Origin of the sequence: Bacillus sp. NTK074B (genome assembly GCF_017303375.1) — a bacterium.
In the GTDB taxonomy this organism is placed as follows: domain Bacteria; phylum Bacillota; class Bacilli; order Bacillales; family Bacillaceae_B; genus Rossellomorea.
The window spans coordinates 63185-85730 of sequence record NZ_JAFKOH010000010.1 but is presented as its reverse complement, the minus strand read 5'-3'; the positions used below and the strand labels follow the sequence as shown (position 1 = coordinate 85730).

The window sequence follows — 22546 nt, the reverse complement described above, 5'->3', positions numbered from 1 at the left end:
AAGGTCCGTCCCTTATTATGGGGTTAATTATTTCAATTTCGTTAACATTAAAAGAAAGACTTTTAATAAGATGTCGAAGATTGTATATTAGTGTATAGGGCTTTCTTATTCTGCCTTGAAAACGTTAGCTAAATTATAGACTAAATTGTTAATTACTATCTTATTTAAAAATGATTAAACTTGGGGAGTTTTATTTAAATGTATAGACAAGATATAAAGTCTTATAAAAGAAGAAAAAAACGCAAAATATTGAAGCGGGTCTTTCTTCTTCTATTTATTGCTATTGCTTTCGTAGGAAGTATTTTAGGTTATCTCATGTTTCAATCTTACCAAGCTGCAAGTGACACGTACGATGATTTCGGGCGGGACAAATCCAAGATGAGGGACGAGGCTGTTACAATATTAGAAGATCCTGTATCCATTTTAATCATGGGAATTGAAGATTATTCTTCAGGTGGGCATAACGGACGTTCGGATACATTAATGGTCGCTACATTTAATCCCGATGATGGAAAAATGCAATTGCTTAGTATTCCCAGAGATACGCTGGTGGATATTGCTGATATGGATGTTAAAACGAAAATCAATGCAGCCTACGCATATGGAGGCAAAGAAAATACAATTGAAACAGTAGAAAACTTCTTGGACATTCCGATTGACTATTATGTCACTGTCAACTTTGATGCATTTAAGAATATTGTGGATGTGTTAGGAGGCATTACCGTAGATGTTCCGTTTAATTTCACTCAGAACAGTGATGATCGAGTTGCGGAGAAGCTGGAATTTACCGAAGGGCCAATGGATTTAGATGGTAGAGAAGCATTAGCTTATGCAAGAATGAGACTCCAGGATCCTATGGGAGACTTAGGGCGTAATGAAAGACAAAAACAGGTGGTTGAGTCAGTCATTGATGAACTAGCTTCCGCCAAGACATTGTTAAAAGTGGACGAATTGTCCAAAGAGGTTGGTAAGAACATTGAGACAAACCTCAAAGTATCGGATGGGTTAGCTTTTTATCGTAAATACTCCGATTTTAATTCATCAAATATCGACACATTAAAACTAGAAGGAACCCCTGAATATATAGATGGCATCTCTTATTTTGTTCCAGATGAAGAGGAGCTTGTGAACCTGCAGGATGAATTAAAATCCCATCTTAAACACGGTAAAACATCCAAGAATGAAAATGAATAGTATTTCAAGAAAATCGCTTAGTCAACCCTAGGCGATTTTCTTGTTATTGGTTAGTGTTTAGCAAACGTGTCGACTCCTCTGTAAACTGCTCGGGCCGCACGGCGTAAATAATAACCGTTTTCCTTCAAGAGATGTATGAGTTGATTGTAGGTAAATTTCAAGATTTGGGAAGGAAAGCTCCGACGTCTTGCAAATATAGGTACAACTTATCACTATGTGCATAATCAACAACCTTAAACAATTGAGATCATAAAAAAGACCAAATCATTCGATTTGGTCTCCATACATAACTTATTCTTATTGATTCTTTTGCGGTTTACGGACCTCGGTGATCCTTCTAATCATATTGAGCAAAGGTGTACGATTGTCCCCTATCAAGCCAATAATTTCGGCAGTGAACTGTATCAATAAAAGGAGTACGAAGATGATCACAATCGAAAACCATAAAGTCGCATTTGAAAATAGTATAGCCGCTCCACCAAAACAAGCACTTACACAATAGATAATCAACACGGATGCTTTATGACTGAAGCCTAAACTTAAAATACAGTAATGCAAATGTTGTTTATCCGGTTGTGCGAAATTCTGTTTCTTAAGCGCTCTTCGTATGATGGCAAAGATTGTATCAAAGATAGGAATAGCCAGCACGATTATTGGAATGATAAAACTAAATAACGCGACATTTTTGAAAAGTCCAAGCATCGATATGATGGCGATGGAATATCCTAAAAATAATGCTCCTGTATCCCCCATAAAGATCTTTGCAGGGTAAAAATTATGGTAAAGGAAGCCTAAGCTGCTTCCTACTAAAATGACACATAAAGCGATAACAAGCACTTGACTGTCACCGACAGCCATAACAAGTATACTGCCCAGGGCAATAGAAGACACCCCTGCTGCCAATCCATCTAATCCGTCAATTAAGTTAATGGCGTTGGTTACTCCAACAATCCATAACAATGTGACAGGGAAGCTGAGCCAATGATGTAAATAAACAGTCCCAAAGAAAGGGAACGTGAATTTTTCAATTAGTAAGCCTGAAGAAATCACGATCAAGGCTGCAATAATTTGACCTACCAGTTTGAGCTTCGGACTTAATGTATATAAATCATCAAGAATTCCGACGACCAGGATAATACTGGCTCCGGTAACGATGGCCTGCATATAAATGGATTCAGGCGCCAAATACAAGTAACCCGTTGCAGCACCGATGAAAATGGCGACTCCTCCAAGACGAGGCATCAGATCAGTGTGTACTTTTCTTTCCTCCGGCTTATCGATTGCCCCAACCTTAATGGCAAGCTTCCTTACTAAAGGTGTAATGCCGATTGAAACAACGAAAGAAAAGAGAAAGGCGAGAATATATTGAGTTAAAGAATATGTCATAATTTACACCTACTTAGGTTAGTTGCACTTACTCCATCATAGCAAAAAAAAATGAACTTTCAATGATATTTTTTGTAAAACTTTGTTACATCATGCAAACAAACTTTTTCCTATTACTTAATCCCTGCTTCGTTTTAAGCACTATTTATGAAACGTGCGGTAGAATGTGACAAGCTTTCTCTCTTCTTCTTCCCAGTTATACGTTTTGTCGAAACTTGACTTTCCATTTATGCTGTACTTTCCCAGTGAACTCTGATTGGTCAATAAGGATAAAATTCCTTCCGCTATCCTAGCCGGTTGCTCTGGATCGACTAATATACCTACTTGAGCGTTCTCCACCACTTTTCGATAATGTGGGAAGTCAGACGCAATCACAGGCACTCCCGCAGCCATGTATTCAAATAGCTTATTTGGGAGACAGACTAAGTGATTGGGGACAGGTAAATACGGAATCACCCCTAAGGATGAATGCGAGAGAAATTGGGCAATCTGAGTATATGGAAACTTTCCCTTAAACTCGATGTGATTCTCAAGGTCTAGTTCCTCCACTATTTTTTTAATTTTCAATTCAAAAGAATGGGATTCAAAGCCACCTACAAATACCAGCCTGGCTTCGGGAATTGCTTGGTGTACTATGGCAAATCCCCGAATCAGTTCCTCTATTCCCCTTATTGGTGTTATACCCCCTAAATAAAGTAATTCAAACTCGTTAGGACTACGCTCATTCAAGTCATTGAACATGGTTTTTAAAGGATAATTTTCAATTTTGATACTTTTATACCGTTTATACCTTTCTCCTATTTCCTCTGTTGTATATATAACCCCTGAAATGACTGTAAGTGAAACCCTCTCAATCATCCGGTAAAGTAAACTGATTGGTCTCTTCAACCAATTTTTAAGATACTTCTTACTCATTATCGCATTCGGATAATGTTCATGCACATCAAATATAACAGGTCTTTTTGTCATTAAGCGAATAAGGACCCCCGCAGGCAATAATTCAGGATCATGGAAGTGATAGATGTCCGCCTTCGTCTCCATTGCTGCTTTCACAACTTTAAACGATTGAAGAATACGTGAAATTTCACTCTTGGGTTTAAAGATCGGGATGAGTTCTATACCGTCTTCTTTCGCTATATTCTTATCTTCAGGTTCGGGGGCAATAAGCGTTACATGGTATCCTGCCTTCTTCAGGCTTTTGATTTCTTTATGATAGATCCTCCCATCATAAGCTGGATGTACTGTTGTGAGAACACATACTTTTTTCATATTTGACATTCCTTATCTTGTTAGAGTTGTGAAAAGTTCCGTTCTATTTTAAAATGACTTAATAGATTACTATCGGTTCCAGAAAGGGATTTATATGAAAATCATTTATATTACGCAGCATTTCCCACCAGAAATAGGTGCAGCACCAGGAAGGGCATTTGAAATGAGCAGTAACCTTGCTGAGTTAGGACATGATCTTCATATCTTAACATCCTTTCCTAATCATACTACAACCTCTGCTATGTTTAAAAAAGAAATGGCAGGTAAATTGACCATCTATCGAAGCTTCCAAGTAAAAGATAAAAAGAAGAGCTCGTTGAATCGTTTGGCTAATTACTTCAGCTTTGCTTTCACTTCCTTTGTTACAGGGTTGTTTGTGAGAAAACCTGATGTTGTATATGCCACGTCTCCTCAGCTGTTTCAAGCTTTCGCCGGTTACTTACTAAGTAAAGTTCATAGAACAAAGTTTGTATTTGAAGTGAGAGACTTATGGGTAGATTTTGCAGAAGTTCTCGGTCAATTTAATAATAAAAAACTGCTTACTCTCGCTCGAAAACTGGAGAGATTCCTCTATAGAAACGCTGACCAAATTGTCGTAGTGACGGAAGGATACAAAGAAAGATTGATGGAACTTGGATTCCCCGGAGAAAAGATCACTATCATTCCGAACGGTGTAAACCCTGAAGATATCATCGAACCAAAAGCCGAAAAGGATATACGAAAAGAGTATGGTATTCCAGATGATGCTTTTCTTCTTATCTATACAGGCAATATCGGAGCTGCACAAAGCCTCTCAACGATTGTCGAGGCAGCAGAAAGGCTTCAATCATTAGATCCGTCTATCTATTTTCTATTCATTGGTGAAGGTGTTGAAAAAGAAAAACTGGTCCAACAAGCTAAAAACCATCGCTTAACGAATATACTTTTTCTCAAAGGGGTGCCTAAGAAGGAGTTAGAGTCCGTTTATGCGAATGCTGATATGGGAATTGTCAGCTTAAAGGACGAACCATTATTCACGATCACGATCCCTTCCAAAATATTCGATTATATGGCGATGGGCGTTCCTGTTCTGGTAGGGGTGGACGGAGAAACAAGGAGGATTGTAGAACAAAGTGATGCCGGTTTCTTTTTCAAACCTGAGAACTCTCAATCTTTCATCGAAACGGTGTTGAATGCAAAGGAAAAGCATCGTGAATTTCCTTCTATGAAGGATCGAATGAGAGAGTCGCTTCTGAAAGATTACAATCGAAAAATTCTTGCAGTTAAATTGAGTGATGCATTTAAAAAATTTTCATAGAGAAAAAACTCCCCTCCATAGGTAATGGCGGGGAGTTTCTTATTTTTTTACCAATCTGTAGTAAAGGTAAATGTTTGACCATCTTTTTCATCTGTGAGCTTATAGTGGATGACGTATTGATCATTCACCCGTTTGATGCCAACATCTTCTATAGTATCATCCGGGTTTTCACCTAAGTGAATAAGAGTCATAAATCTCACACTTCTGTTTTCTTGGGCATATGTCAGTTCTGGTCTTTCCGTCCACGTATAATCACGGTACGATACATGACTTGTCCCGACAGATTCTGAAATTAAGCTTGGGGCATATACTTGTACCATGGAAAGAGTCCTTTCGGAAGGATGTTCAGCCACTGTCAATCGAACATCATCTTTTTTCACTGTAAATCCAGGTGCCAGATGGAATTTCTGCAAATAGGTGTTTGTAGTTGATCCTTTTAACGTATCCGAAATTAAGAAGGTTTTCTCTTGATCATACAGAACTCGTCTTCGATGAGTAACTCCTGGAATTAGTCGATGTGAACCGACTGCCTCCATGATGCCGTCATCACGGGTTGTTACTGTTTCAATTCCACTTTTTCCTAGATTAGTAGACGACAAAGAGAACTCACTTCCTTCTACTTGCACGATGTTATGGGCTCTCGTGCTCATAGCCATTCTTCTCTCTTCGGAAGCAAAGTACGCATATCTTCCGGTTTCGACAATATAATCTCCGCCAAATCCATAAAGTTCAATGCTCAGGTCATCGGGATGTTTATGTGCTGTACTATGATAACCGGCCGTCATACCGAAAAATATGGAATCTTCGAAGGGCTGATTCTCTCCCCAATGCTGTCTGAAGATCGCATATTGATCAGAGAGGTTGACCGCCCGCTCCTTTGGAACTGTTCCCGATTGTCCTTTCGTCATCGAATAGGTCATTTCAGGATAGTTCTCTGAATATGGTACGATCCCTACTGACATTGCTGAAGCTGGAGAATCCCCAAAAATCGGTAACACTCCATTCGGCTTCGTTAAGTAGGTTAAATTCTCAGGCATACGTCTAACCCTTCTGATCATCTCACTTGGTAAAGAAAAGTTGTTTGCTTCCGCCCAATCTACGAAACCTACTAAACTCGTATAAATATAATGCTGATACATAGGCGAATGTTCCATATGTAAGCCATCTTTACTTATCCCAAAGTCGATTTGATCCATCAAGCGACTTGTGGCTATTTTCTTCCAATCATTAGAAGAAGACATCTCAGGAAACGTCTCAGATATAGATAAAAGCGCAAGGTCCTGGAACATACCATGGTTATTATGAGGACGGTAGAAACTCGACTTACTTAATAACCAACCATGTTCATAGAACATCGCCATGAGTTCATTAGAAAATTTTGAATGTTGAAGGTCGTTTAATGGACTTTCTTTATATGTCATCCAGAAATCGATTAAAATAAACGTTCGAACCGCTGTACCGTGATCATTATAACCCCATTTGTAACTTCGATAACCTTCAATGGGGTAAGCTTCATGCCAATCTTTAATAATGTCTCTTGCATAGGCTAAATACTCAGGATTCCCATTTATTTTGTATGCCTGAGTAAGTTGTTCCACCACCATTAAGTAGTTTAGTTGAAATAAGAATGAGTTGTTCGACGGCAAATTTCTCCTCCAATCAAATCCACCCAAATCTTTCACTGTTAATTCATAAGGATGCGCTAACAACTTCCATTCTCCTTTAAGAGCCGAATCAGCGTACTTTAAGACATCATTCTCAGCATATTTATTATAGACATACGGGTGTGATCCCTTTTGTGACTCGGTAAAATACTCCTGAACTAATCGGTCAAATTCAACGCTTGTGAGTGTACTCTTATAGATCGGTTTAGAGTTCAATCTGACATTGGATACAGGAATATAGTATGAAGTACTATATGGCCGTATCACAAAATAATTTCCAGACCTTTTTAAGGGTACCCCATACGTCCTGCCCACGCCGGCATATTTATATCTAACCAGTTCTTTCCCTGGTTTAGTGTACAAGTACGTTGCTTTGGTAATGGTTAAAGTAAACGGATTATAGGTTGCTGCTTCTACTGTGTTGCTCTTTCCTATATCCGCGGCACTATAAAGTAACCCCGTTAACACCAATACTAATATTATGACTTTATTTCTGTAATTCACCATTTCCCCTCCAGAATCATGAAATAGAAACCTGATATATCTTACCACAATTTTCTTCCTATGGTTTAAAAAAGATAGGTGATCTTTTTAAAAAATCGCCAGACTGTCGAGAGAGTCTCTTCAGCCTGAAAACTCCCCGCCATAGGTAATGACGGGGAGTCCCTTATTCCTTACCAATCCGCAGTAAAGGTAAAGGTTTGAACATCTTTTTCTCCTGCGATCTTATAGTGTATGACGTATTGATCATCCACTCGTTCGAAATCAACATCTTCTATTGTATCCACCGGATTTTCACCTAAATGAATAAGTGTCATGAATCGCACACTTCTGTTTTCTTGGGCATATGTCAGTTCCGGTCTTTCCGTCCACGTATAATCGCGGTACGATACATGACTTGTCCCGACCGATTCCGTAATTAAGCTTGGTGCGTATACTTGTACCATGGATAGTGTCCTTCCAGAAGGGTGTTCTGCTACAGTCATTCGGACATCATCTTTCTTGACGGTAAACTCAGGGGCAAGGTGGAATTTTTGAAGGAAATTACGCGTATACGTTCCTTTTAATGTGTCCGAAATCAGAAATGTTTTCTCCTGATCATAGAGAACGCGTCTTCTATGCGTGACACCTGGAATTAATTGGTGAGAACCAACCGCTTCCATTGTTCCGTCACTATTGGTCGTTACTTCTTCGATTCCGCTTTTCCCTATATTATCAGAGGATAAAGAGAACTCACTGCCTTCTACTTGCACGATGTTATGGGCTCCGGTACTCATAGCCGTTCTTCTCTCTTCGGAAGCAAAGTACGCATATCTCCCGGTTTCGACAATATAATCCCCGCCGAACCCATACAAATCAATGCTTAAATCATCCGGTTGTTTATGCGCCGTACTATGATAACCGGCTGTCATACCGAAAAACACGGAATCTTTGAAGGGCTGATTCTCTCCCCAATGCTGTCTGAAGATCGCATATTGATCAGATAAATTCACTGACCTTTCCTTTGGAACTGATCCCGATTGTCCACCTGTCATCGAATAGGTCATTTCAGGATAGTCCTCTGAATATGGTACGATTCCCACTGACATTGGTGAGGCAGGAGAATCCCCAAAAATCGGTAACACTCCATTCGGCTTCGTTAAATAGGTTAAATTCTCAGGCATCAGTCTGACCCTTCTAATCATCTCACTTGGTAAAGAAAAGTTGTTATCTTCCGCCCAATCCAAGAAGCCTACTAAACTCGTATAAATATAATGTTGGTACATAGGCGAGTGTTCCATATGTAAGCCATTTTTACTTATCCCATGATCGATTTGATCTATTAAGCGGCTTGTGGCTGTATTCTTCCACTCTTTTGAAGGTGACATCTCAGGAAATGTTTCAGCTATGGCCAAAAGAGCAAGATCTTGAAACATGCCGTGGTTATTGTTTGGACGATAGAAACTCCACATATTTAATAACCAACCATGTTCATAAAACATCGTCATCAGTTCATTAGAAAATTCCGAATGATATAGGTCGTTGAGAGGGCTTTCTTTATACGTCATCCAGAAATCGATTAGTATAAACGTCCTGATCGCAGTTCCATGATCATTATATCCCCATTTGTAGCTTCGATATCCTTCAATCGGAAAATCTTCATGCCAATCTTCAATAATATCTCTTGCATATGCTAAGTAATCAGGATTTCCATTTATTCTATACGCCTGAGTCAACTGCTCTACGACCATTAAATAGTTTAATTGAAATAAAAAAGAATTATTTGAAGGGAGTTGCCTCCTCCAATCAAACGTATCCAAATCGTTCACTGCCAATTCATAAGGATGGGCTAACAACTTCCATTCTCCTTTAAGGGCCGAATCAGCGTACTTTATGACATCATTCTCAGCATATTTATTATAGACATACGGGTGTGATCCCTTTTGTGACTCGGTAAAAAACTCTTGAATCAACCGGTCAAAATTACTGCTTGTGAGAGTATCCATATACACCGACTTTGTATCCAATCTGACATCGGAAACAGGAATATAGTAGGAAGTGCTATAAGGCCGTATGACAAAGTAATCTCCAGACCTCTTCAAAGGCTCATCAAACGTTCTTCCCACACCTGCGTACTTATACCTAACCAGTTCCCCCCCTGGTTTCATATATAAATACGTTGCTTTCGTAATCGTTAGAGTAAAAGGATTATAGCTTGCTGCTTTACCAGAATTACCTGTACCCGTACTAAATAACGATATACCGACCATTAACACAATAAACATTATTACTTTATTTCTTAAACCCAACATTTCCCCTCCTAAATTGTTGAAAGACGAATTAAATTTTAACACACATTTACTTAAAAGGAAAAAAAAGACAACCTTTTTTGTAGGTTGTCTTCTTTTTTTTACTTTTCTAGATATCTAGGAATCTCTAAATACAAAACATAACTATTAAGCTGACTATATAAACTTGCTATTGTATATGTTTGCTTATACGCCCACCCTATATCAGTTGCATACTGATGAGTTGCAGGCATTGCCGGATTCCAACGCATTTCATATAACGTATCCTGCTGGTAGCTTGGATTATGGATGTAACTTTCACCAATAAACTGAGCACCACCGACGATGGCAGCCTCAGGAGTAAACCAGCCTTGTTTGTATGCATATTCAGAACCATATTTTAGAGGATCTGAATCGTATGCACCGATTCCATACATGTTATAAACCGTCTTTTGAGGTACCGATTTACCATCTACTTCACTTACTTGTACCCCCGTAGCAAGCTTGGAGGTTCCATTACCTGTTTCTAAAATGGCATGAGAAACTAAATAGATTTCATTTAAGCTAAATAGGGTACTTGCTGCTGCAAAGGACTTCCCTTTCCCCTCTAGAATTCCTTTCCCTACTAGTAGCTTGTTCAGCTCTGTATCAGGTAATCCCGCATATCTGGATAACACAAGGAATTGCAGGATTCCTGAAGGATCATCGGAAAAATTCTCTGCATTCAAATAATGAGCCGTATCTTCTTTTTCTGCTTTCACCCACGTCTGCGGTAATTTAACCTTATACCAATTATCTGATTCCTTTGAGACAAGGGTTAACTTTTGTCCCAATGAAGTCGTCATATAAATAGTGGTTGAGCTATTTGTATTAGGTTCGCTTCGAATATTCAATCGATTTGTCGTTGTACCCGCTTTTGGATACGTGGTGCTAGTCGTTGTATTAATATAACTTGCATGTACATATCCATAGGTATATAAATCAGTCTGTGGATCTACAGCATCTTGCTTATTCACCATTTCATTGAAAGAAATATCATAATCGTTATACGCAATCTCTTTCAATATCCCTGCCAATACACTTTCCTTTTTCACCCATGCAGTCCGGTTAGCAAACAGAACGCCCCAATAACCATCCTTTTCATTTGCAATATAGACATGCTCATCTTTTAAAATCGTTCCAATCGGATCTCCTGACTGTCCATAAACCACAGCATCTTCCAAGGCCACAAAATCCCTCGAAGTGTTCTTCCATGTCTTGTTCACATCCGTTAGTGAAGAACCCGAGTCCGGAATGGTTTGGTGTTTCGATACATACGCTTGAAAGTTGCTGAATTTAATTCCATGCCAACTCGTATAATCCTGCGTTCTTGGGTATACCTGTCCTTCTTTAAGTGTCCCTACTTGCTTTAACGAGCCGCTTCGATTATCAAAAATAGGCGTATCTTGTAAGACTCTGAAATAGTTGTCCTCTGGAAGGAACTTTCCTTTTACTTCAGCCTTACGGACAAATCCGATTACACCGGAAATCAAGATTCTGTACCAATGATCACTTTCATTCACCACTGGATACGTAACCCCATGCTCAATGGTTGCAAAAGGAACAAGACCAGCTGATGTAGAATTGTCATAGACTTGCACATCTTCTTCTACCAAGAAGGTTCTGGGACCATTCGAATAGGTAGTATTTAAGTTGGTTACGCTCTTACCGCTGTCTGCTATGGTAGAGTCGATACTGACATAAGCAGATTTCCCTCTAAAATTAATTTCATGCCAACTGGTGTAACCTTTTGTCCTAGGGTAAACACCTTTATCCAAGGTCCCGACCTGGACGAGTTGTCCATCAACCTTCTCCAAGATAGGTCTTCCATCTTCAAGAACTCTAAAATAATTGTCGCCCGAAGAAAAATCTGGAGCCAGCTGAGCATCGGCCTTTCTAATATAGCCGATTCTATTCGCTACCACGACACTGTACCAACTCGTATATTCTCTGACAATAGATATATCTAACCCGTTGGTTAAAGTTGCAAAATGTTTCCCTGTAGTATTATCAAGTACATTGGCATCTACCTTTAAGCGGATCTTCGTATCTGTTGATTGTCCCGTATATTTATTGGTGATTCCAGCCCCAGTACTTGGTGTTGTACCTTCTTTCCTCACAAACCTTGTTGCATTATCAAACTGAATTTCATGCCAGCTTGTATAGTCCTTAACTCGGGGATATTGTTCCCCTTCTTTTAAATAACCTACTATTTTCATAGGCGAGACACTGTTATCATAAACAGCTACCTGACCTGCTGTTACTTTAAAATATTTATCAGTAGGTTCAAAAGCATTTGGATCTTTGCCAATATCATCTATTTTTATAGAGTCAGCCTTTTTAATATAGCCCATTCTATTTGCCACGACGACACTGTACCAACTTGTGGATTCCTCCACTATAGGTAATTCTGTACCTGCCTTTAGGGTAGCATACAGATCTCCACCCATTCTATCCTGTAAACCAGTATCCGTTAACACCTTTATCTTGGTATTGGTTGCCTGACCATAATATGTATTAGGGATCATACTACCGTTACTCGGTGTTGTTCCTGCTTTTGAAACGAACCTTGTCTCATCTCCAAACTGAATTTCATGCCAGCTTGTATAGTCCTTTACTCGGGGATATTCTTCCCCTTCTTTCAAGTAACCTACTATCCTCATAGGCGAAACACTGTTATCATAAACAGCTACCTGTTTTGTTGTCACTTTGAAAAATTTGTCATTTGAAGTAAAAGATTGAATGGTATTGTCAGAAGTAGTCTTGGATAAAGAAGTTATTGAGAACGTTTTAGCTTGTTCTTTCTTCTCTTCTGTACCTTCTCCATTCCCTGACACTACTTCATCGGAAGTCGTTTCACTTGGCTCTTTAATGACTTCCTCTTCACTCGTCACGTCTTCTGTAACCGTTTCTCCGTCTTGCGGATCAAAAGTCACTTCATCGCTTGAAGGTTGCTGATTGGAATTGGAATCTGATGGCTCCTCATCCGTCGCTTCACCTACTTCTAAGGATGTCTTTATCATTTCCCCTTCATTGTCTAATCGACTAATGAGAAACTCTTGATTTCCAATGACAACATAAAAGTAGCTTTCATCTTCCTTCACAACATTAACGGAGATCCCTTTAAAAATCTCCCCAACCTCATCTTTATTAAGATCCAGAAGAGGGATAGGACCTTCGCCAGCTGTGATGGAACCTATTGAAGAATTCCAATCTACGTAAGAAATTTGTTCATCCTCAATATACTTTACAGCATTTTCAGGAATTCCAATCCACTTTTCGTTCCATTGTAAATCCAGTATCCCTTCCTCAGTAGACTTCATTCCAAAAAGGATCGAACCCTCAGCTAATTGACCGAGTTCCCGTCCATCCTTTGACGTCAATGTAAAGTCGTCGACAAGTTGTACTAATTGTTGGCCCTCTTCCCCCAATGCTACTTGACTATATCCCGGCAGGAAAGAAAGGATTTGGAAAACAACAACCATACAAAGAACAAATTTAGTTTTAAAGCGGTAAATTTCAAACTCCTCCTCTAAAATATTAAAAGTAGATTACTATTATTATAATATTTTACAAAAAGCTGCAATACAAGACAAATTTATTAAAATTATCCAAAAATGCAGGAAGGATTAACTGTAATTTCTTCCATTTTTGTCGAATTAACATGTTTTTTCTGGATTTTTTCTTATTGGTTTCATGAAAGATATGTAAAAAAGCTAGAAAGATGGGTATCTTTCTAGCTTTTCACTTTTATCGATTATTACGATTTTCATAGGCTTCTAATGCCAGCATCAAGCCAACTGCTTTGTTTTCCTGCCAAATCGCATCATAGTTCTTTAACGGAACTGGATTTGGACCTGCATAAGGTGAGATTTCCGGAGTGAACGCAGGTCTTCCGAATTGACTGATGAACCAATCATCATAAGCCCCGATTGCTTCTGGAGCAGGGGGCATGAGACGATAACCTGTTTGTTCCCGTATCATTTCTGCAATTCTTTTACTTGTGTTCATCAGGTTTTTATTTGCTAATTCATATGACCAATAAATCATTTCACCGGATGTATGATAAGCTAATGCTGTTTTAAAGTCTCTACTCATTGTAAAGTTATACATGGCTTGAGTTTCTGGTTCACTTAATGGTTTAGGTCCCTTGTAATCCTGTGGACCCGGTTCCGTTGTTCCTCTTTGTATGGACCAGTTAGCAGGGTACTGCCTATTAAGGTCAACACCTCTTATATTTGCTTTCCAAGATGAAAAGTCTGAGCTTCCATTGTTCAGTTTACGTACATAGTTAGGGTTCTTCGCACTGTTAGAACCATATTGTACAAGCGATACACCGTCCGGGTTAACCATGGGAACAAACCATATAGATGTTTTATCAAGGATATCTTTGGCAGAATAACCTTTTACCGTTTTATCATCCACATAATATTGGGCATATACGTCCAGCATCTCCATTGCCAGGTTCGTTGTCATATGCTCCCTGGCATGATGGGAGGCATTGATCATTATTTCCGTACTGCCCCTTCCCAGCTTAATTGCATAAAGATTACGGCCATCTACAGATTTCCCGATTATTTTAGTTTGGACTAGCCCTGGATAAGATTCACGTAGTTCCCAAATATCTCTTTGCATTTGAGTATACGTATAGATTTTTTTAGGGTTTACGATGTTCTTAGATAATAAGACATTTAACTTCACTTCATTTCGATCGACAAACCCTTCTCTTCCTGCGATTGAAATTTTCACCCAGCTGGTGTAAACCTCATTTACGGAATAAGATGTATCCCCTTCTAATTCTGCAAATGGCACCAGATTACTGCCTGAATTATCATAAACCTTAACCTTTTTGGTTGTCACCATGCTCCCGATCGGGGTAGGCACATGACTGATGTTCTTAATTCTATGACTAAGCAGCGGGATGGTATCTTGTTTTTTCACATAAGCAGCCTTCCCATTGAAAGAGATCCCATTCCAACTTGTGAAGTCACTGGTTCGAGGGTATTGCTGTCCTTCTTTCAAATAACCCACCACTTTAAGGGAAGAGCCACTCTTCGTATAAATCGGTGTATCAGTAGTTACTTGAAAGTATTGAATAGATGGACTAAACGATAATGCCGCATCCTCTTTATGAATGAATCCTACTCTTCCAGCAATCTCTACTTCCCACCAGCTTGTATACTCGTTCAATAATGACAATTTTCTGCCTGGTAGTACATTGGCGTAGGGAATTAAACTTCCTGAAGTATTGTCATAGACAAGAGTGGAATGCTTTATTGCAACGGAATGGTTAGTGGACACATTTCCACTTTCATTCTTAATAAAGTGTGCCTCTGATGGTCTTGTTCCATCCTTTGGAACATATGCCATGATATCTCCAAATTCAATCATATGCCATGATGTATAATCTTTTAATCTTGGATACACTTGACCTTTACTTAAAGAACCTACTTGAACTAACTCTCCGGTTGAATTATCATAAACCGGAAGCTCATCGGCAGTTACTTCAAAATACGTGGTATTACTTGTGAATTCAGCAACTGCGTCACTTTTTGCAATATAACCGAGTCTTCCTGCCAGCTGAATAGCATACCAGCTGCCATATTCTTTAATCACAGTGTATGTAACTCCCTCATTTATTACCCCGAAAGGAATTAATTCACCAGACGTATTATCATAAACAACTGCATCAGTTGTCATCTTAATGATATTGGAGTGACTGGTTTCATTATATATATTTTTTATACCCTTACCATCACTGGGTACTGTTCCTTCTTTCTTTATGAACGCAGATCGGTTTCCCAGCTTAATTTTGTGCCAGGCAGTGTAGTCATCGGTTCTAGGATAAACCTGATCTTTTTTTAATTTACCAACAACAACCAGCTGCCCTGAAACCTTTTCATAAATCAACTGGCTATCTTCTGTCACTTTGAAGAATTTAGTATCCTGGGAGAACTGCTTCTCAACCGACTCTTTTGCGACATAACCAAGCCTTCCACCTAACTCAACGGCATACCAGCTACTATACTCATGAACGGCAGTGATATCCGTATGGCTATTAAGTGTAGCAAATCTCACTAAGCTCCCTGTAGAATTATCATAGACAGGTGCATCGCTTGCCATTGAGATGGAGAGATTGCCTCCGTCAGCACTTTTAGGTGGATGCCTATCGGGATTTTCAATCGACTTTGTCGCTTCCTTCTTTACAAACGCCTGTTTATTCCCTACATAAATCATATGCCAGGAAGTATAATCTCTTTCTCTATGAAACATTTCACCTTGTGCCAGTGTGGCTACAGGAACTAATTTTCCATCCTCTTTTATAAATACCTCGGTTTCTTCTGTCACTTCAAAAACGGTGTCATTTTCCTGGAAACTTCTTGTTACATCATTAGAAGATTCGGAAGACTTAACCGGCTCCTCCTTAGTATCTTCTTCACTCTTCACATTTTCTTCTTTCGATTGAGTCCCCGGTTGTGGGTCTACGGGATCGTTTGTTGAAGAATCTGTAGTTGGTTCACTCTCAGGCTTCACTTCACCGGGTGAATCCTCTTCTGATTTTTCTTCTGGATCTTTATCGGTCTCACTTGATAAAATCCCTTCTCTTCCTCCAATAAGAACCACCGTTTCTTCTTCGCTTAATGAAAGTAAAGGTAAAACCGTTTCTTTTTTCAACGTAATGATTGGAGTTGATGTAATATGATCAAATACTACTGTTCCCTCTGGAACCGTAATGTGATTTTCTTCAGCAGAAGGATCATTAGTAAGATCGGAAAGGGTCTCATCCGTTACTTCTGCTATCTCAGTAGTTTTAAGGGTGTAGGGAATCTCCCCGAAGGAAAATACATACTCCCCTTCACTTTCGGATGATCCCACATATACCTTGCTTCCCTTATGCAGTATACCATCCACCTTATCCTGAGAACTTAACGCAATGTCTTCTTTCACTTCTACCAGTAAAGTATCATTTGTTATTGCCTTCGCAGTAACAGGAGTAAGATATGGTAAAAAAAGCGATAATACCAGAATAAAAGAAAGCCAGCTATTTAATCTGTTTTTGAATGTTCTAATCGTATTTCTCCCCTTTTTGACTAAATTTGCACAGATTATATTATACTATTAAACCTTTGTTTGTGAACACCAGTTATGGAATTTTATAGAAATAACAATAAGCCACGTAATAAAAGAACACCAGCCTTTGATCTATATCCCTATTCAGGAGGGTATAGATCAAAGAACTGGTGTTATGTGTGATGATTAATTATTGTTGGTTTGATAAACCTCTTTATACTGATGTACCATAGAGCTCCAGTTTCGGTTTTCCTTTACCCATTCTCTCGAACGTTCACCAACATCTAAATGGTCCCTGGCATAAAGCAAGCATTGCACAAGAGATTCCACGTTTTCCGGTTCAAATATGAAGCCGTTCTCACCTTCCGTAACCATTTCATTTAATGCAGGTATATCGCTGACTAACGCTAGTTTCCCCATAGCCATGACTTCATAAGGCTTTAAAGGGGTGACTAATGCACATACTTTCGCTTTGGTTCTGGGAAACGGAAAAATGTCAATTATAGAATAATATTCTTTTACCTCTGAGGCAGGTACTCTTCCTATGAAAGTTATATGATTTTCCAATGCAAGTTCAACGGACAACTCTTTTAAGTCCTTTAGTGCAGGGCCGTCCCCTACAAGAACAAAGTGGAAGGGCACCCCTTTTTCCTTTATATCCACCAGGGCTTTAAATGCTAAGTCCAATCCCTCGTAGTGTGTGACACTCCCTATGAATCCATAAACGGTTTTATTCTCGAGATTCCATCTTTTTATTAAATCTTTATTCTTGGGGATGGGTGAAAAGGTTTGACAGTCCACACCGTTGGTAATAACCGTTATTTTTTCTTTCGGTACACCCAACGTAATCAATTGATCTTTCAGACTCTCTCCAATCGCCACTACCTTGTCGGCTATCTGGCAGCAATAAACCTCATACTGTTCATGCAACCGATACCTTTCAGATTCATTGAATTCCGGCACTTTACTTGCCGTCGTATCATGCCAAAAACCTCGGACCTCATACACTGTTTCGATCCCTTTTTTCTTTCCTACTACAAGAGCAGGAAGTGCGTTTTGAAAATTTGAAGCAGCATGAATTGCTTTTGGATGTGTCTCGTTGACAACCTTTTCTAGTTCATTGGCATATTGATTGAAATACTCCGTTAAAGGAACCGTGTTTAACCGCATCTTTCCTTTAGAGAGTCTTATATAGTCAATTCCTTCGTAAGTGTTAGTATGTCCTTTTTCTTCAGAAGAAGGACACCAGCCCAATTTTGTTACGACAACAGGATTCCATCCTAATTGCTTTTGTGATTCAATAATTTCTCTGCTCCTGATCGTATACCCATTAATTTCTGGTACGGACTTATTAAGAACATGAAGAATTGAGTCTCCTTTTTCATTAGTCGAGTTCAACTTCGGCTCCCAGTCCCACTTATGGGCGGACAAATAGACCTCATCCTGTGCAATTTCAAACTCTTTTTGTAACAATTTCCCTGTATACTTCTTTAGTTTCTTTATATAATAAAGCTTTTCATTCAAATTTCCGATTCGATGATGAATGCTTATGAGCCGTTTATATATAAACGGCTTTTGCATGGAATGATTGAGAGCCAGATTCGTTAATTTCAACGCTAATCCGTAGTGATCTAATTGATAGGAGAGATCTGAAAAGTATAAGATAGTTGCCGTGCTGACTTGATGACTTTCAACCATTTTATAGCATTCTTCAGAGTGACCATTTTCTATGAGCCACTTTCCTTTAAGGGCGAATTCTTTTTCTTGATCCAGGCCCTCCACTAAATAGGACAACGCTTCTCGGTTTAAAGGAATTTTACTTGCACCTAGCCCCATCACCCGTTTAGCTAAGTTTTCAAACGTGCTTTTGCGTATAGGGGATGGAAATGAGTGTAACGTAGAGACAAGAATGCTAAAATTCCTCTTTGAATCTGAGTTAACAGGGTAATATTGATACATATAGGAAAAGTACTCATTTCCTTTCAATACCTGTAATGATGATGAGTGGCTTAATGGAATGAACCCTTCATTCACCAATCTCTTCAGCTTAATCTCATCAATGGAACCGAAATCGGTGGAGTGATGAAAACATTGGTAGAATAGAGATTGGAGATACTTAGAACGGTCACCTAAAGAATAGGCATTTAATAAACATTCGAGAGCTTGTTTATAATTATTCTCTTTTATGCATCTTTTCGAAAAAACTATACTTCTCCAAGGTGTACTCTCAAACAACGGTTCAAGACTGCTTTCATGAAAAAAATTAGAAAGTGACTCCAGGAATTCCTTGAATTTCTCCGGATTTCTTCTTGCCTGACTTGCAAAAAGGCATAGGGCTATTTCCTCTGGCATGTGATAATTTATGGCTTCTTTTATTTTCTCGACCGATATATCGCTTTGAAGGAATTCTCTTACATTCATCCCATTGATCCCATGCCCCAATTGAAACTGTTCATTTACTTTTATCGCGGAATTCATATCAGCATGACTTAGGGCAAAATAGAAAAGTTGCTGACCCTCATGATGATTCAATACATCTGCTAAACCTTCTTCAAAAATCAGGGACATTTCCTTTAGTTCAAAATAAACCTTTCCTTTTAATTGACGGACTGAAACAGCCTCTTTTTTCAACTTTTTTAAGAAGGATAACGAATGGGGTAGATCACCCATTTGATAGTAGATGAGTGCTAATAGATATTCTTTTTCCTGTCCACTCAAAGCAATCGTACGATGAATGACCTCTCTTAATATAGGGAGTCTATTTACTTTAGAAGCTTTACTGACAAGTCTCCTCCCCTCATCGAATACATTTGCTTGCTGAGCGTATTGACGAAATAAGCGATTCTGTATCGTTTCGGAATTAGACGTGAGGCTTCTTAAGAATAAAATTTCCAGGATGGTTTTTTTCAACTGTTTCCCTCCTCATACAAGAAAGAGGAAAGCGATTGGCTTCCCTCTAAAAAACTTCAATTGAATTATTACGTTGTTTGATCAGAGGTCAAACGATAAGATTCTTTCAACCTGGTATAGAGATTCACTAATTTTTCTTTCTCCACTTGCCAGGTATATTTATGGAAATTCACCTTACAATTATTTTGGTAATAATCGTAGTTTTTTATAACCATTTTTATAGAAGATGCGATCGCATCAGGAGTTTCATCCGAACAAATCCCTGTATTCTCTTTGTTTATGATATAACTTTTCCCTGGGTGGTCCGAAGAAATCGTTGGTATCCCCGCAATCATATACTCAAAAATCTTATTCGGCGTCGAAATATAATTATTCTTACTAGTATTTCGATACATGACTAATCCAATATCTGCTTCTTTCGTATAACCCAGTACGTAAGCAGATGGAACTTGAGGGTGGAAATATACCCTTTCAGCTATTCCCAATGAATTTGAAAGTGTTATTAAATGATTGGTCAATCTTCCTTCACCCATCAACACAAGTTTATAGTTCTCTGGTAAAACCTTTATTGCTTGAAGAATTTCTTCCAACCCCCGATGAGGATTGATTCCTCCCTGATATAATAGTATGATATCCGAAGCTGAAAGATTGTACTTCTTACGGAAATAATCTTCTTCGACCATTTCCATGCAATCTTCTTGATGGATCGGTGTATTCTGGATGATGGTAGTGGACTTTTCACCATATAAACGCTGAAACTCCTCTTTCATATAAGGATTAACAACGATCAATTCATCTACCATTTTCATTAACTTTCCTTCTTGTCTATATCCATACCACCGGTCCAAATCATTTCTCCCAGCCATTTCATTAAATAACTCATGTGAGTCATAAACGACTTTCGCTTGAAAAGCTTTCGATAACGTAATGCCCGCTTGCAGGGTATTTAAATCATGACAATGAATGATATCGACACCTGCTTGATGATGATTAAGGAGTGCTTTCACCTTACTCCCAAATTGCTTATAAGCAGCCATATCTTTCAACAGCTTTACGAAGGGCGCTCTGATTACTTTAACCATCAGTCTCTTTACAGATCGACTGGAGCTCCTACCTTGGCCGTCCGCTTGTATAGAAGCTTTCGCTGTTTTTGAAAAAATGTCAATCTTATGCACATTAATAAGGCCGTGATTCAAATCATCAGCAGACTTCTTAAACTCGTTTAAGCAAAAGATGTCCACTTTATAACCACTTTCTGCTAAAGCAAGGGCTTCTCTCTTCACTCTTGCATCGAATAATACATCTTTAAACAGGAGCATTACGACGTTCATGTCTGGCTTTTCCCTTTTATATCCCTCATGAACTGAACATATTTCGGAACCACTTCATCCACCGTCCCGATTTCTCTCTGTTCTCCTAAGTGAATCCATACAACCCTGTCACAGATTTCCCGTACCAGACTAGCTGAATGTGTTACTAAGATGACCGTACGGTTTTGCTGTATTTTCTCAAGAATGGCTTCCTTACTTTTATCTCTGAAAGATTGGTCACCGACACCAAGCACTTCATCAATCAAAAGGACATCAGGATCAATGGTGATTGCGATTGAAAAGGCTAAACGTGATTTCATTCCGGAAGAGTATGTTCTAACTGGTTCATAAATGAAATCACCTAGTTCAGAGAATTCGACAATTTCATCTATCTTCTTGGTAATTTCTTCTTTCGTTTGACCAAGAAGGAGGCCATTCAAATAGATATTTTCCATCCCGGACAAGTCAGGTTCAAATCCCGCCCCAAGAGATAGCAGGACAGGTCTTTTTCCAGAAACATTATATTCTCCTTTATCCGGAGTTATTAATTCACTTAGTATTTTTAGCAGAGTACTTTTACCAGAGCCATTTCTTCCGATAACACCAAGTACTTCACCTTTCTTGACATCAAAGTTCAGTCCTTTTAATGCCCAGAATTCCTTCTTTTTCTCTTCTTTTCGTACCATTCTTTTTATATTATTAACCAAACCATCTGTTTGCCTTGGATAAGAAACCCATAAGTCTTTGAGTTGAATTACTGAGTCAGACACTTACATCACCTTCGCGTACTGATTTTCATATTTAAATAATAAGTGGAGCGAAACATTAAGCAGAATAACAGAGAATACCACAATTAGGAACATTGGTGTCCACAATGGAGCATCTCCGTGTATTAATATATTCCGGTATGATTCTATAAACGTTGTGAGTGGATTTATATAGAAATAATCCACTAAATGTTTTGGTACAGTATCTAACGTAAATAATACCGGGGAAATATACATTAATATTCTTGCGATATACTGCATCATGTTTTTTACATCTTTAATATAAATTCCCAAATGAGCAAATAAGATCATAAACGGAAAAATAACAAAAGCTTGTACGAGTATGATTAAAGGAAAATAAAGATAAGTAATCCCTACTTCTACTCCATAAAAGTAAAGGAATAGGACAAGCACGACTGAACTAATGCTAAATTTCACAGTATTGACTAACAGCCTAACGATGATAAAAACGATCTTAGGCACATAAATTTGTTTAATGATTCTTCCTTTACCTGATATGGAAGATGTCCCATCGACCAGACAGGAGGTAGTCCATTTCAACGGAATTAAAGCTGTAAATAAAATGATTGGATAGTCCGGACCCCCTCTGCCTAATATCACATGAACTAAAATATAGAATATTGACATATAAAGAAGGGGATCAAGTATCCACCATAAAAAACCTAAATAGGTTCTTGAAACATTTGTTTTTAAATCAAATACCGTTAAGTACCGGATCAAATCAAAGTTGTCTTTCACTTCATGATAGAATTTTTTATAAACACCCATAAACGTACTCCTAATCAAAAATTCAAAAGCATCTTAATAGTAGCATACTTTGGTTAATAAAATATATGAAGGGTATATTACG

12 protein-coding genes are annotated in these 22546 nt (G+C 38.6%); 2 read left to right on the top strand and 10 right to left on the bottom strand.

The window, feature by feature from the left end:
- Window positions 1-198 precede the first annotated feature (198 nt).
- Entirely contained in the window at window positions 199-1194 is a 996-nt protein-coding gene (locus JI667_RS16595; RefSeq protein ID WP_206857186.1) for an LCP family protein, read from the top strand.
- Window positions 1195-1491: 297 nt separating this feature from the next.
- Here JI667_RS16595 and JI667_RS16590 read toward each other — a convergent pair whose 3' ends face one another.
- Entirely contained in the window at window positions 1492-2580 is a 1089-nt protein-coding gene (locus JI667_RS16590) for a glycosyltransferase family 4 protein (RefSeq protein WP_206857184.1), read from the bottom strand.
- A 141-nt stretch (window positions 2581-2721) separates the two neighbouring features.
- Window positions 2722-3849, bottom strand: coding sequence for a glycosyltransferase family 4 protein (locus JI667_RS16585; RefSeq protein WP_206857182.1), 1128 nt, complete (start codon window positions 3847-3849; stop codon window positions 2722-2724).
- Between the two features lie 94 nt (window positions 3850-3943).
- Here JI667_RS16585 and JI667_RS16580 point away from each other — a divergent pair, with 94 nt between their 5' ends.
- Complete coding sequence (locus JI667_RS16580) at window positions 3944-5146, top strand: glycosyltransferase family 4 protein (protein WP_206857181.1); 1203 nt, start codon at window positions 3944-3946, stop codon at window positions 5144-5146.
- Between the two features lie 47 nt (window positions 5147-5193).
- On the opposite strand, the gene JI667_RS16575 is transcribed toward JI667_RS16580, so the two are convergent.
- From JI667_RS16575 to JI667_RS16540, 8 genes are all read right to left on the bottom strand, one after another.
- The gene (locus JI667_RS16575; protein ID WP_206857178.1) at window positions 5194-7317 is read right to left on the bottom strand and encodes a heparinase II/III family protein; all 2124 of its coding nucleotides are present in this window, start codon (window positions 7315-7317) and stop codon (window positions 5194-5196) included.
- A gap of 167 nt (window positions 7318-7484) precedes the next feature.
- Complete coding sequence (locus JI667_RS16570) at window positions 7485-9602, bottom strand: alginate lyase family protein (protein WP_206857177.1); 2118 nt, start codon at window positions 9600-9602, stop codon at window positions 7485-7487.
- A gap of 98 nt (window positions 9603-9700) precedes the next feature.
- On the bottom strand, window positions 9701-13102 hold the full coding sequence (locus JI667_RS16565) for a glucosaminidase domain-containing protein (RefSeq protein WP_206857174.1): 3402 nt from the start codon (window positions 13100-13102) through the stop codon (window positions 9701-9703).
- Window positions 13103-13367: 265 nt separating this feature from the next.
- A complete protein-coding gene (locus JI667_RS23190; RefSeq protein WP_206857167.1) occupies window positions 13368-16565 on the bottom strand; it encodes a M14 family metallocarboxypeptidase in 3198 nt (1065 codons plus the stop codon).
- A gap of 309 nt (window positions 16566-16874) precedes the next feature.
- Entirely contained in the window at window positions 16875-19598 is a 2724-nt protein-coding gene (locus tag JI667_RS16555; RefSeq protein WP_206857166.1) for a glycosyltransferase family 4 protein, read from the bottom strand.
- 68 nt (window positions 19599-19666) lie between these two features.
- Window positions 19667-20929 carry a glycosyltransferase gene (locus JI667_RS16550; RefSeq protein ID WP_206857165.1) on the bottom strand — a complete coding sequence of 421 codons (1263 nt, stop codon included), beginning with the start codon at window positions 20927-20929 and terminating at the stop codon, window positions 19667-19669.
- Window positions 20926-21678 carry an ABC transporter ATP-binding protein gene (locus JI667_RS16545; protein ID WP_206857164.1) on the bottom strand — a complete coding sequence of 251 codons (753 nt, stop codon included), beginning with the start codon at window positions 21676-21678 and terminating at the stop codon, window positions 20926-20928. The genes JI667_RS16550 and JI667_RS16545 overlap by 4 nt, the downstream gene beginning before the upstream one ends.
- On the bottom strand, window positions 21679-22464 hold the full coding sequence (locus tag JI667_RS16540) for an ABC transporter permease (protein WP_206857161.1): 786 nt from the start codon (window positions 22462-22464) through the stop codon (window positions 21679-21681). It lies immediately after the preceding gene.
- Window positions 22465-22546: the final 82 nt, after the last annotated feature.

Excerpts from the sequence above, each read along its gene's own strand:
- JI667_RS16585 (WP_206857182.1), bottom strand. The coding sequence starts at position 3,849 with ATGAAAAAAGTATGTGTTCTCACAACAGTACATCCAGCTTATGATGGG.
- JI667_RS16565 (WP_206857174.1), bottom strand. The coding sequence starts at position 13,102 with ATGGTTGTTGTTTTCCAAATCCTTTCTTTCCTGCCGGGATATAGTCAA.
- JI667_RS16550 (WP_206857165.1), bottom strand. The coding sequence starts at position 20,929 with ATGAACGTCGTAATGCTCCTGTTTAAAGATGTATTATTCGATGCAAGA.
- JI667_RS16575 (WP_206857178.1), bottom strand. The coding sequence starts at position 7,317 with ATGGTGAATTACAGAAATAAAGTCATAATATTAGTATTGGTGTTAACG.
- JI667_RS16590 (WP_206857184.1), bottom strand. The coding sequence starts at position 2,580 with ATGACATATTCTTTAACTCAATATATTCTCGCCTTTCTCTTTTCTTTC.
- JI667_RS16540 (WP_206857161.1), bottom strand. The coding sequence starts at position 22,464 with ATGGGTGTTTATAAAAAATTCTATCATGAAGTGAAAGACAACTTTGAT.
- JI667_RS16595 (WP_206857186.1), top strand. The coding sequence starts at position 199 with ATGTATAGACAAGATATAAAGTCTTATAAAAGAAGAAAAAAACGCAAA.
- JI667_RS16570 (WP_206857177.1), bottom strand. The coding sequence starts at position 9,602 with ATGTTGGGTTTAAGAAATAAAGTAATAATGTTTATTGTGTTAATGGTC.
- JI667_RS16580 (WP_206857181.1), top strand. The coding sequence starts at position 3,944 with ATGAAAATCATTTATATTACGCAGCATTTCCCACCAGAAATAGGTGCA.